The organism is Mycobacterium sp. NBC_00419 (genome assembly GCF_036023875.1).
Lineage (GTDB): Bacteria > Actinomycetota > Actinomycetes > Mycobacteriales > Mycobacteriaceae > Mycobacterium.
Genome location: NZ_CP107931.1, coordinates 5,002,317 through 5,017,587 on the forward strand (window position 1 = coordinate 5,002,317; position 15,271 = coordinate 5,017,587).

The 15,271-nt window shown below is 67.7% G+C and carries 10 protein-coding genes; 7 read left to right on the forward strand and 3 right to left on the reverse strand.

Annotated elements, in window-relative coordinates; translation table 11 throughout:
• Positions 1-43 precede the first annotated feature (43 nt).
• A complete protein-coding gene (locus OG976_RS23935; RefSeq protein WP_328354611.1) occupies positions 44-1,327 on the reverse strand; it encodes a ribonuclease D in 1,284 nt (427 codons plus the stop codon).
• A gap of 1 nt (position 1,328) precedes the next feature.
• A complete protein-coding gene (locus OG976_RS23940; RefSeq protein ID WP_328363954.1) occupies positions 1,329-1,865 on the reverse strand; it encodes a DUF3000 domain-containing protein in 537 nt (178 codons plus the stop codon).
• 148 nt (positions 1,866-2,013) lie between these two features.
• Here OG976_RS23940 and hemE point away from each other — a divergent pair, with 148 nt between their 5' ends.
• From hemE to OG976_RS23975, 7 genes are all read left to right on the forward strand, one after another.
• Complete coding sequence (gene hemE, locus OG976_RS23945; protein WP_328354614.1) at positions 2,014-3,078, forward strand: uroporphyrinogen decarboxylase; 1,065 nt, start codon at positions 2,014-2,016, stop codon at positions 3,076-3,078.
• A 2-nt stretch (positions 3,079-3,080) separates the two neighbouring features.
• Positions 3,081-4,436: a protoporphyrinogen oxidase gene (locus OG976_RS23950; protein WP_328363956.1), complete on the forward strand. Its 1,356-nt coding sequence runs from the start codon at positions 3,081-3,083 to the stop codon at positions 4,434-4,436.
• 29 nt (positions 4,437-4,465) lie between these two features.
• Positions 4,466-5,170, forward strand: coding sequence for a hydrogen peroxide-dependent heme synthase (gene hemQ / locus OG976_RS23955; protein WP_328354617.1), 705 nt, complete (start codon positions 4,466-4,468; stop codon positions 5,168-5,170).
• A gap of 85 nt (positions 5,171-5,255) precedes the next feature.
• Complete coding sequence (locus tag OG976_RS23960) at positions 5,256-7,637, forward strand: putative bifunctional diguanylate cyclase/phosphodiesterase (protein WP_328354620.1); 2,382 nt, start codon at positions 5,256-5,258, stop codon at positions 7,635-7,637.
• A 34-nt stretch (positions 7,638-7,671) separates the two neighbouring features.
• Positions 7,672-10,056 carry a putative bifunctional diguanylate cyclase/phosphodiesterase gene (locus OG976_RS23965; RefSeq protein WP_328354623.1) on the forward strand — a complete coding sequence of 795 codons (2,385 nt, stop codon included), beginning with the start codon at positions 7,672-7,674 and terminating at the stop codon, positions 10,054-10,056.
• 54 nt (positions 10,057-10,110) lie between these two features.
• Positions 10,111-12,438: a putative bifunctional diguanylate cyclase/phosphodiesterase gene (locus OG976_RS23970; protein ID WP_328354626.1), complete on the forward strand. Its 2,328-nt coding sequence runs from the start codon at positions 10,111-10,113 to the stop codon at positions 12,436-12,438.
• A 112-nt stretch (positions 12,439-12,550) separates the two neighbouring features.
• Positions 12,551-14,887 (forward strand): putative bifunctional diguanylate cyclase/phosphodiesterase, encoded by a 2,337-nt coding sequence (locus OG976_RS23975; RefSeq protein ID WP_328354629.1) that lies wholly within the window; start codon positions 12,551-12,553, stop codon positions 14,885-14,887.
• Here the strand turns inward: OG976_RS23975 and msrB are convergent.
• Positions 14,847-15,257, reverse strand: a complete 411-nt coding sequence (msrB, locus tag OG976_RS23980; protein WP_328363959.1) for a peptide-methionine (R)-S-oxide reductase MsrB — start codon at positions 15,255-15,257, stop codon at positions 14,847-14,849. The genes OG976_RS23975 and msrB overlap by 41 nt on opposite strands.
• Positions 15,258-15,271: the final 14 nt, after the last annotated feature.

Consider the following 15,271-nt stretch of genomic DNA (forward strand, 5'->3'; position numbering starts at 1 on the left):
TGTTCGGAGACCCTCGCACGGTGCAGCCTCGGGCCTGCGACGGCTAGGCGGGGCTGACCGGGGTGAGCGCAGTGGCGAGCACCGGCACCGCCAGCTGGCGCTGCCAGTACCGTGCGCCGGCCTCGCGCAGGAACTCGTCGATGGCACCGGCCCGGTCGGCGACATCTGCCTGCCAGTCCCAGCACAACCGGCGGACCAATTCCGGCGACACCAGATTCTCGGTGGGTACCCCCACCCGCGCCGACAGCTCGGTCAGCGCGGCGCGTGCGGCGTCCAGGCGTGCGGCAGCCTCCGGTTTGCGTTTGGCCCAGCGCACCGCAGGCGGCGGACCGTTCTGCGCCTCAGCGGAATCGGTCGGCTCGGGGTTGGCACGGGCGGTCTCGAGCGCGCCGAGCCATACATGGGCACCGCGGCGCTGCTTACTGCCGCCGAAGATCGGCAGCTTGGTGAGGTCCTCGGCCGTCTTGGGGTCGGCCTGCGCCGCGGCGATGATCGCCGAATCCGGCAGGATCCGCCCGGGTGCGATATCTCGGCTGCGGGCGATCTGATCGCGCACCGTCCACAGTTCGCGCACGGCGGCCAACCCGTGCCGGCTACGCACTTTGTGAATGCCCGACGTCCGCCGCCAGCGGTCCCGCCGGGTGATCTGTGCCGCTGACGTATTGGTGCTGCGCAGGTACTCGAATTCCTCTGCCGCCCAATCGCTTTTGTTCTGCTCGGCCAAAATGGCCGCGATCTCCTCGCGCAGCGTGATCAACACCTCGACGTCCAGCGCGGCGTAGTTGAGCCAGGCATCCGGCAGCGGGCGTTTGGACCAGTCGGCCGCGCCGTGGCCCTTGGCCAGGCCAAGCCCGAGCAGGCGCTGGACCATCGCCGCGAGGTTGACCCGGTCGAAGCCCGCCAGCCGGCCGGCCAGTTCGGTGTCGTAGAGCGCCGGCGGGCGAAGGCCCACTTCGGCCAGGCACGGCAGATCTTGATCGGCCGCATGCAGGATCCACTCGTCCTCGGACAGCACATCGGCGACGGGTTTGAGGACGTCGATCGGGCTGCTGCCGTGGTTGACCGGGTCGATGAGGACGGTGCCGGCCCCGTTGCGCCGAATCTGGATCAGGTAAGCCCGGTTGGAGTAGCGGAAGCCGGAGGCGCGTTCGGCGTCGATCGCGAACGGTCCGTGCCCGGATGCCAGCTTCTCGGCCGCCTCGGCGATGTCGGTGACGCTGACCGACAGCGGCGGCACGCCCTCGGCGGGTTCGAGTAGCGGGGTCGCCTCAACTGCTTCTTCGTCGGGGGTTTCGGGCGCCCCGGCGCCGTCGTCGTCTTCGACCATCTCAGGCGCGGGTGCGGGAATTCAGGTCGGTCACTCCCACCGGCGGCAGGCCGGCAGCGTGCTCGAGAACTTCGCAGAATGCCTGCACGTGGGTGCCCAGCGACATCGTCGTCGCCGTCCACGAGGCGCGCAGCTCCAGCTGATGGGCGCGCGGCGGACCGGAGATGTCGCCGTAGCGCACCGAGGTGGTGGCCGTGACGGTTCCGCCCAGCGCGGTGACGTGTTCGGAGCGGGACTCCAGCGCATCCACCAGCCAGCTCCAGGCCACCTCGGGCAGCAGCGGGTCGACGGCTTCGCTGGAGTCCAGGTCGGCCTGGATGTAGGCGACCAGGCGCATGGTGCCGTCCCAGGCTTCCGAGCCGTCGGGATCGTGCAGCAGGATCAGTCTGCCGAAGGCGTCACCCTCGGAGCGTTCCGGGATGACCTCGGTCTCCGGCTGCTTGACCTCGGCGCCGATGGCATAGCTGTACGGCGCGAGGCGTTGGGGTGGACGGATTGGGCCCAACTCGATCTCGGGCCGCACCTTCGCGGCGCTCATAGCCGCCACCGCCTCGCGGAATTGCACCGGTTCCGCAGTGGTCACGTCGATTGACGCTAGCCGCATCGGCGAGGTCAGGGGGGCAGGCGCGCCGAATTCGCGCCATCGCCGGATTCCCGGCTTTGCGCACCGTGGCAGCATGGACGCGATGAGTACGCGTCGCGCACTGCCCGAGGCCCCCTTCCTGGCCGCCGCTACGGGCCGCAAACCCAGCCGTGTCCCGGTGTGGTTCATGCGCCAGGCCGGCCGCTCGCTGCCGGAGTACCGGGCGCTGCGAGCCAAGAACACGATGATGCAGGCCTGTTTCGACCCCGAGTTGATCTGCGAGATCACCCTGCAGCCGGTGCGCAGGCACAGTGTCGACGCGGCGATCCTGTTCTCCGACATCGTCGTCCCGCTGCGGGGGGCGGGTATCGACCTCGACATCGTTCCCGACGTCGGTCCGGTGATTGCCCACCCGATCCGCGCCAAGGCTGACGTCGACGCGATGAAAAGTCTTGAACTGCAGCGGGTCAGCGCGGTCGCCGAGGCGGTGGGTCTGTTGGTGGACGCGCTCGGCGAGGTGCCGCTGATCGGGTTCGCGGGCGCCCCGTTCACGCTGGCGTCCTACCTGATCGAGGGCGGCCCCAGCAAGCTGCACGAGAAGACCAAGGCGATGATGCTGGCCGAGCCGGCCACCTGGCATGCCCTCATGGGGGTGCTCACCGACCTGACGATCGCGTTCCTGAAGGTGCAGCTCGACGCCGGCGTCGACGCCATCCAGGTCTTCGATTCCTGGGCGGGCACGCTGTCGCTGGCCGACTACCGCACCCACGTGCTGCCGCACAGCACCCGGGTGTTCACCGCGCTGGCCGGCTACGGCGTGCCGATGACCCACTTCGGGGTGGGCACCGCGGAACTGCTCGGCGCGATGGCCGAGGCGGTCGCCGGTCACGGCGCCCCGGCGGTCGTGGGCGTGGACTGGCGCACCTCGCTGGCCGATGCCGCGACCCGCGTCGGGCCCGGGCTGGCGCTGCAGGGCAACCTCGACCCTGTGACGCTGCTGGCCGGCTGGCCGGTGGTGGAGAAGGCGGCCCGCGCCGTCGTCGACGACGGGCGGCTGGCCATCGACGCCGGCGCCGCAGGTCATGTCTTCAACCTCGGCCACGGCGTGCTGCCCCCGACCGATCCCGAGCTGTTGACCGACTTGGTGGCCTTGGTGCACTCGCTGTGACCGTGAAAACCTCCTATTGCATTGTGGGGGGCGGCATCTCGGGGTTGGTGGCCGCCTACCGCATTCGTGCCGCGGTCGGCGGGGACGCCACCATCACCCTGTTCGACCCGGCCGACCGCCTCGGCGGCATCCTGCGCACCGAATCGCTGGGCGGTCAGCCGGTGGACATCGGCGCCGAGGCGTTCGTGGCGCGCCGCCCCGAAGTGCCGGCGCTGCTGGCCGAACTGGGCTTGGCGGACCGCCAGATCAGCACCACCGGGGTCCGCCCGACGATCTTCAGCCAGGGCCGAATCCATCCGCTGCCGCCTGACACCGTCAACGGCGTCCCGACGTCGGCGGCGTCGGTGACCGGGTTGGTCGACGACGCGACGATCGCGCAGATGGCCGCCGAACCGCACCGCCGACTGCAGTGGCAGGCCGGCGCCGACCCCGCCGTCGGCGCGGTGGTGGCCGACCGGTTCGGCGAACAGGTCGTGGCCCGTTCCGTCGACCCGATGCTGTCCGGGGTCTACGCCGGTTCCGCGGCGACCATCGGCATCCGCGCGGCGGCGCCCACCATCGCAGCAGCGCTGGACGCGGGCGCGACCAGTCTCACCGAGGCGGCCAGGCGCGCACTGCCCGGTGGCAGCCGCGGCCCGGTATTCGGCGCCATCGAGGGTGGTTACCAGGTGCTGCTGGATGCGCTGATCCAGCGCAGCGGGCTGCAGTGGGTGCAGGCTGCCGTCAACCAGATCACCGCCGACGGCGCGGGCTGGTCGGTACGCGACGACGAGGGCACCCACCGGTACGCCGACGCGGTGATCCTCGCCGTGCCTGTGCCCCGGTTGCCCGCACTCATCGGCGAGATCGCGCCCCGCGCGGCCGCGGTGGCGGCCGGGATTCCGGTGGCCTCGGCCGCGGTGCTGGCGATGGCCGCACCCGGCGGCACGCCGTTTCCGCCGCAGTCCGGTGTACTGGTGGCCAGTGGAGAACGCTTGCACGGCAAGGCGATAACGCTGTCGAGCCGCAAATGGGGCAGCCGCGGCAACTGCGAGCTGCTGCGCATGTCGTTCGGCCGCTTCGGCGACGACATCGCGCGGTCGACCTCGGACACCGACCTTGCGGCCTGGGCGGTGGCCGACCTGTTGACGGTGTTCGGCATCAACGTCGACCCGGTCGACATCCTCGTGCACCGCTGGCTCGATGCAATGCCGCAGTACGGCCCCGGTCACGCCGCGCTGGCCGCACAGTTGCGGGCCGACCTGCCCGCGACGCTGGCCATCGCGGGCAACTACCTCGACGGCATCGGCGTGCCTGCCTGCCTGGCGGTGGCCGGGAGCGCGGCAGCGGCTGTGGTGGCCGCCACCACGCGCAAATAACGCGAGGCCCGCGTGGCACGATGGGTGCCATGGCACGACTGGACTACGACGAGCTCAACGCCACCATCCGATACGTCATGTTCTCGGCGTTCGCCGTGGAGCAGGGGGCGCTGGGCTACGACGAAGACGCCCGCGCCGCGGTCGCCGACGAGACCGCCACCTTCCTCAAGCAGCAGGAGGACAACGGGGTGGTGTTCCGCGGCATCTACGACGTCGCCGGTATGCGCGCCGACGCCGACTTCATGTTCTGGACGCACGCCGAGCGGATCGAATCGCTGCAGTCGACCTACAGTGACTTTCGTCGCACCACCACCCTGGGCCGCGTGAGCAAGCCGGTGTGGAGCAGCGTCGCGCTGCACCGCCCCGCGGAATTCAACAAGAGCCACGTTCCGGCGTTTCTGGCCGGCGAGGAACCCGGCAACTATGTGTGCGTGTACCCGTTCGTCCGTTCGCTGGACTGGTACCTGCTGCCCGACGAGGAGCGGCGGAAGATGCTCGCCGACCACGGGATGGCCGCCCGCGGGTACAAGGATGTGCGCGCCAACACCGTGCCCGCCTTCGCGTTGGGCGACTACGAATGGATCCTGGCTTTCGAGGCCATGGAGTTGCACCGCATCGTCGATCTGATGCGTGATCTGCGGGCCACCGAGGCCCGCCGGCACGTCCGCGAGGAGATACCGTTCTTCACTGGACCGCGCGTCGGCGTGGAGGATTTGGTGTCGAAGCTGCCCTGAATTCGCTCATGGGCCGCCCCATGTCGTTAACATTTTCGTTGCGGTCAATTTTCGCCGCGGAGTTGCCACGACGATCGGGGGCCGGGTGGGACATCCGAAGGCGGCGCCGAGGGTGGCCGGTAGCGCGGCTCTTGTCGCGCTGATCGGCGCGGTGTACTTCGGGTGGCTCGCGGCGTTACAGCCGGATGCCGGAATCCTGGCGCTCGTCGTCGACTCGGACACCGCGCTGGTTGTGGTGGCGGCCGTCGCGGCGTTCACCTCGGCCATGACCGCCCGGGTGACCCGAGGCCGGGTTCGGGCCGCCTGGGTGTCGATGACCGTCGGACTGGCCGGATTCACTCTCGGTGCCGCAATTTGGCGCTACTACGAGGTCAGCGGCGCCATCGCACCGTTTCCTTCGGTGGCCGACGCCGCCTACCTCGTTCTGCCGATCGCGACCGGGGTTGCCCTGGTACTGCTGGCCGCGGGGCTGACCCGCACCTCACGCACCCGTTTGATGCTCGACGGACTCGTCGTCGCGGCGTCGTTCACCATCGTGGTGTGGGTCGTCATCCTCGACGAGATCATGCGGGTCGACATCCCGAGCCGGTTCAAAATCGCGGTGTCGCTGAGCTATCCGGTGCTCGACGCAACCGTCCTGACGATCGCGATTCTGGTACTGGCGCGGGCGCTGCCCGGCCAGCGGCGCACGCTGATGCTGTTGACACTGGCGATGACCTGTATCGCGGTCCCCGACGCAGTGTTCGTGTATCTGGCTGCGACACAACGTCATATCGGCGTGGATTCGATGGATTACGGTTGGCTGGCCGGGCTGTTGCTGATGACCGCGGCAGCGATCGCGGGACGCGATTTCACTGTGCTGGATACTGTTGTGGCCCAACCATCTTCGGTGGCCTCGGTGTGGCTGCCGTTCATTCCGGTGGCGGGTGCCAGCGTGGTCGCACTGCTCGAGCCGCCGCATCTGGTCCGGGAATTGCCGGTACTGGTGCCCAGCGCGGTGCTCGTGGTGGCGTTCCTGGCTCGTCAGTTGTTGACGATGAGCGAAAACCGCAGGCTGTTGGTGGAGGTTGCCGAGCAGGCGTTGCGCGATCCGCTGACCGGTGTGGGCAACCGGATCGTGTTCAACGACCATCTCAATCACGCCATGCAGATGCGCCAGCGCGCCGGCTTGACCGTCGGTGTACTGGCCATGGACCTCGACGACTTCAAGGTGGTCAACGACACTCTGGGCCATCCGGTGGGCGACGAACTGCTCAATCTGGTCGCCGAGCGCATCCTGGGGTGCGTGCGCGACGGCGACACCGTGGCACGCCTCGGCGGTGACGAATTCGCGGTGCTCCTCGAGGGCCGTGACGACCATACGCAGCTGATCGCCCACCGGGTGGTGGAGGCATTCGACCGACCGTTCCACATCGTCGGCCAGGAGCTGCTGGTGCGGCCCAGCGTGGGCTTGGCCGTCGCTGAAGCCGACGACGCGGACGTGACGGCGATAGAGCTGCTCAAACGCGCAGACATTGCGATGTACGCCGCCAAGCGGTCACGCACCGGTGGTGTGCACACATTCAACTCCGAGATGCTGCTGGCCGAATCGCCGGACAGCGACTTGTTCGACAAGCCGTCGTCGGAATCGCGCGGGCACGGCGCTGCAGCCGTGCGGCTGCTCGGCGAACTGCGCCAAGCGATCGATCACTGCGAGCTGACACTGGTCTACCAACCGAAGTTCGACCTGCACACCGGGTCGATCGTCGGCGCCGAGGCTCTGGTTCGCTGGCCGCATCCCCGCCGCGGCGTGCTCGCGCCGGACCAATTCCTTCCGCTGGTACGTCGGTACGGACTCATGGGCCGGGTCAACGATTTCGTGGTCAGCAAGGCACTCGACGACGTCTTGGAATGGCGCGCCGCCGGCGTGCCCATCCCGATCGCGATCAACCTTTTCGCGCCCTCGATGGCCGACCTGCGACTGCCCGACACGATCAGCCTCGCGCTGGGCAACCGGGGTCTGGAGCCGTCGATCCTGACGGTGGAGATCACCGAGGACCTGTTCCTGGACAACATGGAACGAACGAAGTTGGTGCTGGCCCGCCTGCGTGAGCGAGGGGTCAGGATCGCCATCGACGATTTCGGCAGCGGCTACTCGGCGCTGTCCTATATGCGCGAGCTCACCGTGGACGAGGTCAAACTCGACCGGCATTTCATCGCACCGATGCTCGACGACCCACGCGCGGCGGCCGTGGTTCGGGCCGTCATCGACCTGGCCGCCGAGCTTGGCCTGTCGACCGTCGCCGAAGGCATCGAGAACGCGCAGACCGCCAAGTGGCTCAAGGAGCACGGCTGCACTGTCGGGCAGGGTTTCTTCCTGAGCCCGCCCGTCGCCTCCGCGGACCTCGTCACCCTGTTCAGGCGGTGCCCGGCCGATCGCGTAGGCGGCTATCGCGATGCCGTGGTGGAGACCATGCGGTCCCGCTAGTCGACGCCACTCCGCCAACGATTCATCGACGTCAATGAGGTCCGCTCTGTCCCGCCAGGAGGGTGCCGTGCCCAAGGCCGCGCAGGTGGCCGTCGCTTCCGGAGTCGTCTTCGTCGCATTCACCATCTGGATCGTGGGCGGGCTGTCGCGCGGTACAGCGCTGGCCGCGGTATCCGACATCGCGCTGCTGGTCTTCACCCTGCCCGCGATCGTGTTCAGCGTTCTTGCCGCACGCGCCGAGCACGGTCGCGTTCGGCTGGCCTGGGCCGCCATCACTGTGGGAGTGATCAGCTGGGGAGTCGGCGAGGCGCTGTGGAGCTACTACGAACTGATCGCCAAGCGGAGTCCGTTCCCGTCGCCGGCCGACGTTGCCTACCTAGGCTTCCCCGTCGCCGCGTGTGTGGCGCTGCTGGTGTTGCCGGGCGGGAACACCGGACCCCTTCGCGGCCGGGTGCTGTTGGACGGCCTGATCGTGGCGGCATCGCTGTTCCTGGTCGGCTGGGTCACGGTGCTCGGTCCGCTCTACACCAGCGCCGGCGCCATCAGCCGGCTCGGATTCGCGGTCGCGATCGCCTACCCGCTCTCCGATGTGGTGGTGCTGACGATGGCCACGGTCGTGCTGGTCCGATCGGGGGTGCGTGACCGCGCTCCGCTGACCCTGGCGACGGTGGGCGTGGCCTGTATTGCCCTCTCGGACAGTGCGTTTGCCTACCTCGCGGCCAAGGGACAGTACAACAGCGGTCGGACCATCGACATCGGTTGGGTGGCGGGGTTGATCTTCATCGCTGTCGCGGCTGCGGCAACCAGGCAGAGGACGCGGGAGCGCTCCGAGGCGCTGGAGCTGCCGAGCTGGGCGTCGATCTGGTTGCCGTACGTGCCGCTACTGTTGGCCGGCATCGTCGCGGCCGCCAACCCGCCGGATCTGTTCCGGAATCGTCTCGTCCTGATCGTCGCCGGTCTGCTGGTGGTCGCGGTACTGATTCGTCAGTTCCTCGCGGTGAGCGAAAACCGGATGCTGGTGACCGCGGTGGCCGAGCAGGCACTGCGCGATCCACTGACCGGGCTGGCCAACCGTGCCCTGTTCAACGAGCGGCTAGACCACGCCATGGCGTTGCGTGGGCGCGACGGCAGCACGGTCGGCGTGATCTCGTTGGACCTCAACGACTTCAAGCTGGTCAACGACAACCTCGGCCACTCTGTCGGCGACGAACTGCTCATCGATGTCGCCAACCGTCTGCGCAACGCGGTGCGGTCGGTCGACACCGTCGCCCGGCCCGGCGGAGACGAGTTCTGCCTCCTGGTGTCCGGCAGTGCCGACGCGCCGCATCTGGTCGCCGATCGGGTGGTGCAGGCGTTCGATCAGTCCTTCATGTTCGCCGGTCACGAACTGCCGATGCGGCCGAGTATCGGGCTGGCGCTCGCCGATACCGGCGAGCCCGCTCTGGGCGCCGGTGAACTGATGGAGCGCGCGGATACCGCCATGTATGCAGCCAAGCGGTCGGGCAATCGCGGTGTGGTGACGTATGACTCGCAGATGCACCTGGCGACCGACGCCGGCGACGGGGAGATGTTCGCTCCGGCCTCCAGCGGGGCGGAGGCCGGTGGGGTAGCGGCCATCGCTCTGCTCGGCGACTTCCGCAACGCCATCGCCAACGGCGAACTGAATCTGGTCTACCAGCCCAAGTTCGACCTGTTCACCGAGCGGATCGTCGGTGTCGAGGCGTTGTTGCGCTGGCACCGCCCTGACGGCCAGGTGGTCACGCCGAAGGATTTCCTGCCGCTGGTGCATCGGCACGGATTGACCGGCCCGGTAACCGAATTCGTGCTCAATCGCGCTCTCGACGACATGGTCAGCTGGCACGAGGCGTCCTTCGAGGTGCCCGTCGCGGTCAACCTCTTCGCGGCATCGATGGCCAACCGCGGGATTCCCGCCAAACTCACTGCCGCGCTCGCTGAAAGGGGCCTGCGGCCCGCAGCGCTGACCGTCGAGATTACCGAGGAGGTGTTCCTCGACAACCTCGAGCGCACTCGTACGGTGCTGGAGGACCTGCGGCGCAGCGGAATTCGCATAGCCATCGACAACCTCGGCAGCGGCAACTCGGTACTGCCGTTCCTGCGGGAGTTGCCGATCGACGAGGTGAAGCTGAACCGGCACTTCATCTCACCGGTCGTCGGTGATCCGCGCGCCGCGACCGTGGTCCGTGCCCTGATCTGCCTTGCGGACGGGCTAGGCCTGTCCGCCGTCGCCGAGGGGGTCGAAGACGCCGCAACGGTGACGTGGCTTCGCCAACACGGTTGCCGGCTCGCTCAGGGCCACTTCCTGAGCCTGCCGCTGCCGTCGGCAGAGTTGCTGCCGCTGTTGGCCGACGGCACATCCGAGAACCGCGACACGCATATCGGCAGGGGTGTGCTCGGTTAGACTTACTCCGCCGTCAGAGAATCCGCGGCGGCGCCCAGGGGAGGGGGCGGTGCAGTGTCCAAGGCTGCGCACGTAGTGGCTGCCATCGCCGGTGCAATCTTCGTCGCGTTCGTCGCCTGGATCGTCAGCGGTGTATCCCACGGGCCGGCGCTGTGGGCTATCGACGACCTCGTCCTACTCGTCCTCACGGTGCCTGCCGGGCTCTTTTCGGCCATCGCCGCGCGGTCGGCGCGTGGGCGGCTACGCCTGGCCTGGATCGCGATGACCGCAGCATTGGTGGCGTGGGGGATCGGTGAGGCGATCTGGACGTACTACGAACTCATCCTCGATGTGGTGCCGTTCCCGTCGGTGGCCGACGCCGCCTACCTGATGTTCCCGGTCGGAGCCTGCGCAGCTCTGCTGCTGTTCCCCAGTGAGCACGCGGGGCCGTTCCGCGGCAGGGTGTTCTTCGACGGTCTGATCGTGGCGGGGTCGCTGTTTCTGGTCAGCTGGGTGACGATCCTCGGCCCGCTCTACTCTGCCAGGGCAACCGATCTGCTCGCGTTCGCCGTCTCGCTGGCCTACCCGATCTCCGATGTTGTCGTGCTGACAGTGGCTGCGGTGGTGTTGGTGCGCTCGGGAGTCGAGCACCGGCTCACGCTCACTCTGCTGACCGTTGGATTGGCCTGTATTGCGCTGTCGGACAGCATGTTCACGTTTCTGGCGGCCAAGAGCCAGTACGCCAGCGGCGATGTGATCGACATCGGCTGGGTGGCGGGCCTGCTGCTCATCGCGGTCGCCGCCGCGGCGAGCCGACGGACCACCAACGACCAATCCGACGCACCGGAAATGCCCGGCTGGGCGTCGATCTGGTTGCCGTTCACCCCGCTGCTGCTGGCCGGGATCATCGCCGCCGCGCAACCGGTTCCGGTGCTGCGAACCCAACCGGTCTTGATCGTGGCGGGCCTGTTGGTGATCGCCGTGCTGGTCCGGCAGTTCCTGGCGGTCAACGAGAACCGGCGGCTGGTGGTCGCTGTCACGCAGCAGGCGCTGCGCGATCCGCTTACCGGCCTGCCCAACCGGGCACTGTTCAACGAACGTCTCGACCACGCCATGGCATTGCGTGAACGCGACGGCATCGCGGTCGGCGTCGTCGCGGTGGACCTCAACGACTTCAAGCTCGTCAACGACAGCCTCGGCCATCCGGTGGGCGACAAGTTGCTGACGGGGGTGGCCAACCGGTTGCTGAACTCGGTGCGCGCCGGCGACACGGTGGCCCGGCTCGGCGGCGACGAGTTCTCAGTGGTGGTGGAGGGCAGCACGGACGCAGCGCACCTCGTTGCCCACCGGGTGGTGGAGTCCTTCGAGCGGCCGTTCGTCATCGACGGCCAGGAACTGCTGATGCGTCCCAGCGTCGGTCTGGCGATCGCCGAACCCGACGAGCCGGGACTGTCGGCCGACGAACTGCTCAGTCGCGCCGACACGGCGATGTACTGCGCCAAGCGGGCCAGGACCCGCGGCGTGGAGACCTATCACCCGGAAATGGGTGTGGTCAGCGCGGCCGAGCGCGAAATTCTCGGCGGGGGACCGCTATCGGCCAACACCGGCGGGGTGGCGGCGATTCAGCTACTCGGTGATCTCCGTCAGGCCATCGCCGACTCCGAACTGATGCTGGTCTACCAACCGAAACTGGACCTGCGAACCAACCGGATCGTCGGGGTGGAGGCGTTGCTGCGCTGGCCGCGTCCCGACCGCGAGGTCCTCACCCCGGAGGAGTTCCTGCCGCTGGTCCGCCGGCACGGCCTGATGGCCGCGGTGACCGAACGGGTGCTCAACCGTGCGCTCGACGACGCGCTGGTGTGGCATGCCGCGTCCTTCGACATGCCGGTGGCGGTCAACCTGTTCGCCCCGTCGCTGGCCAACCTCGGCATCCCGGCCAAGATCACCGATGCCCTGACCCGTCGCGGGCTCGATCCCGCCGCGCTCACCGTCGAGATCACCGAGGACATGTTCCTGGACAACATCGAACGCACGCGTGCGGTGTTGAACGAATTGCGGCACAGCGGTATTCGCATCGCCATCGACGACTTCGGCACCGGCTACTCGGCACTGTCCTATCTGCGGGACCTGCCGATCGACGAAGTCAAACTCGACCGGCATTTCGTCGCGCCGATCCTGACCGACCCGCGCGGCGCCGCGGTGGTGCGCGCGGCGATCGACCTCGCCCATGTGCTCGGCCTGACCACAGTGGGGGAAGGGATCGAGGACGCCGCGACCGCGGATCAGTTGCGCGAGTTCGGGTGCGATATCGGGCAGGGCTTCTTCTTCAGCCCGCCGGTGACCTCAGTACAGCTGCTGGAGATGCTCAGGCGTCAGGCACCAGCTTCAACGAAATCGAGTTGATGCAGTAGCGCTGAGCCGGCGGCGGCGGTTCGGGGCAGCCGGCTGGTATCAGTGGGCGGGCGCGACGAATGTATTAGGCTATCCTGACTTTTGGCAGGGGGGCAGTGGTCTGATGCAGCAGTACTTCGCCCCGTCCAGAACCGTGCGCAGCGGTATCTTCGCAGCGATCGGATCGCTGGTGATCGCGGTGGTCGCCCTGAGTCATACGCCTAGTTACTCGACGGTTGCCGCCTTCAAGATCGTCCTGACGCTGGCCGCAGTGCTGGCGTCCGTGGTGACAACGCGTACGGGGCTTATGGCGCGTGGGCAGGCTCGTGTCGCGTGGCTGGCTCTGGCCGTGGCTCTCGCCGTGTACGCGCTGGCCGTGGGAATGAGGGCCTGGGACGCTATCTTGGGCCGCGAGCGAGAGTTTCCTTTTTGGGCAGACCTGCTTCGGCTGTGCCTCCCACTCACCGGAACTGCCCTGGTGCTGTTGCTCCCGTTGGGGTTGACCCGGGTGTCGCGTCTGCGCCTGTTGCTCGACGGTCTCGTCGTCACCGGTTCGTTCATCATCGTGGTCTGGATTGGGGCGCTGGAGCAGGTCTATCAGAGCCGTCCCGCCGATCGGGCTCTGCTGGCCACGTCGATCGCCTACCCGATGGTCGACACGGTGTGGGTAACCGCCGCGCTGCTGGTATTCATGCGGGCGCCGGCCGGTCAACGTTTGATGACCGGGCTGATCGCCGTAACCGGACTCTGCTTCGCTCTCACCAACAACCTTGCTGTGTACTACATCTCGGCACAGCAGTACTCCGGTCATCGAGTGGTCGCCGCCGGATGGCTCGCCGGATTGCTGCTGTTCGTCGCGGTCGCCATCGCCGGCCGGACATGCGCGTACCGGCATACCGCGGTGGTGCAGCCGCCGTCGCCGGCGTCAGTGCTGTTGCCGTTCGTGCCGGTCGCTGCGGCGATCGTGGCGACCTTCGCCCGGGAGCCCAAGCAAATGTTGTCCACCCCGGCCGCAGTCGCCGGTGCGCTGTTGACCGTCGCCTTCCTGGCTCGGCAGCTCATCGTCGTCGGCGAGAACGGCAGGCTGTTCGCGGCCGTCACGAACCAGGCCCTCCGTGACCCCCTGACCGGCTTGGCCAATCGAGCGGTCTTCCACGACCGGGTGAGTCATGCGATGCAGATGCGTGAACGCGACGGGGGCGCAGTCGCGGTCCTGAGCCTTGACATCGACGACTTCAAGATGGTGAACGACACGTTCGGCTATCACATCGGCGACCAATTGCTCCGGCTTGTTGGCGAACGGATCCTGGCCGCTGTGCACTCCGGCTACACGGTGGCGCGGGTGGGCGGTGACGAATTCGCAGCACTCATCGAGGGAAGGGACGACCACTCGCAGGTGGTTGCCCAGCAGATAGCCGAGGCCCTTGACCAGCCGTTCCCGATTAACGGCCAGGAGCTGATTATCCGGGCCAGCACGGGGCTGGCCATCGCAGATCCCGACGACGGTGACATCACAACCGCCGAGCTGTTGCAACGGTCCGATATCGCACTGGCGGCGGCGAAAGCGTCGAGGATTCCCGGCGTCCACGCGTTCGCTCCCGAGATGATGGCCGAGTTCTTCGTAGGCGGCGTCCAGAGTTCGCCGCCGGCCGGTGGCGGACATAACTCGGCTGTCCGGCTGCTCGGGGAGCTTCGGCAGGCCATCGATGACGATCAGCTCACACTGCACTATCAGCCGCAACTCGATTTGCGCTCACTGGAGATCGTCGGGGTGGAGGCATTGATCCGCTGGCCGCACCCCTCGCGCGGGATGCTGGGACCTGATGAGTTCCTACCCTTGGTGCGGCGGCACGGTCTGATGGCGACGGTCACCGACCAGGTAATCAACCGCGCTCTCGACGACGCGCTGATCTGGCATCAACTCGGCTTCGACGTTCCGGTAGCGGTGAACGTCGCCGCGCCGTCACTGGCCACTCCGAAGCTCGCGGCGACGGTCGAACGCGCGCTGGCCGCGCGTGGCCTCAGTGCCAGCTCGTTGATTGTGGAGATCACCGAGGACCTGTTCCTGGAAGGGCTCGAGCGGACCACCTGGGTGCTGCGCGTGCTCCGGGACACCGGGGTGCGGATCGCGGTCGATGACTTCGGCAGCGGCTACTCGGCGCTGTCGTATCTGCGTGACCTACCGCTCGATCACGTGAAATTGGATCGCCGATTTGTGGCACCGGTCATAGCTGACCCGCGCGCTGCCGCCGTGGTCCGCGCTGTCATCGACTTGGCGCACGAGCTTGGCCTGAGCACCGTCGCCGAGGGCATCGAAGATTTCCGCACGTTGTCCCGGCTGCGCGAGTTGGGTTGTGATGTAGGCCAGGGCTATTACTTCAGTGCGCCGGTGGAGCGTGACGTTCTGCTCGCGATGTTCGCTAGCCCTCCGTGGGCACCAGTGTCAACGAAATCGAGTTGATGCAGTAGCGCTGATCGGTCGGAGTCGGATAGCCCTCGCCGCTGAACACATGGCCGAGGTGACTGTGGCAGTTCGCGCACAACACCTCCACCCGATGCATGCCCAGTGCGTCGTCCGGGCGCAGGATCACCGCGTCGGAGTGCGACGGGTCGAAAAACGACGGCCACCCGCAGTGCGACTCGAATTTCTCGGTGCTGCGGAACAATTCAGCACCACAGGCCCGGCACTGGTAGATGCCCTCGGTCTTGGCGTCGGTGTATTCGCCGGTGAACGGACGCTCGGTGCCGGCCTGGCGGAGCACCTGGTACTCCGAGGGGTTCAGCCGCTTGCGCCACTCGTCGTCGGTCAGTTCGAGCTTCGGAGGGGGAATCGAACTCATGAGTT

What these genes read in the sequence shown, in the direction of transcription:
- hemQ (WP_328354617.1), top strand. Translation starts at nt 4,466, where the DNA reads ATGGCACGACTGGACTACGACGAGCTCAACGCCACCATCCGATACGTC.
- OG976_RS23935 (WP_328354611.1), bottom strand. Translation starts at nt 1,327, where the DNA reads ATGGTCGAAGACGACGACGGCGCCGGGGCGCCCGAAACCCCCGACGAA.
- OG976_RS23975 (WP_328354629.1), top strand. Translation starts at nt 12,551, where the DNA reads ATGCAGCAGTACTTCGCCCCGTCCAGAACCGTGCGCAGCGGTATCTTC.
- hemE (WP_328354614.1), top strand. Translation starts at nt 2,014, where the DNA reads ATGAGTACGCGTCGCGCACTGCCCGAGGCCCCCTTCCTGGCCGCCGCT.
- OG976_RS23965 (WP_328354623.1), top strand. Translation starts at nt 7,672, where the DNA reads ATGAGGTCCGCTCTGTCCCGCCAGGAGGGTGCCGTGCCCAAGGCCGCG.
- OG976_RS23940 (WP_328363954.1), bottom strand. Translation starts at nt 1,865, where the DNA reads ATGAGCGCCGCGAAGGTGCGGCCCGAGATCGAGTTGGGCCCAATCCGT.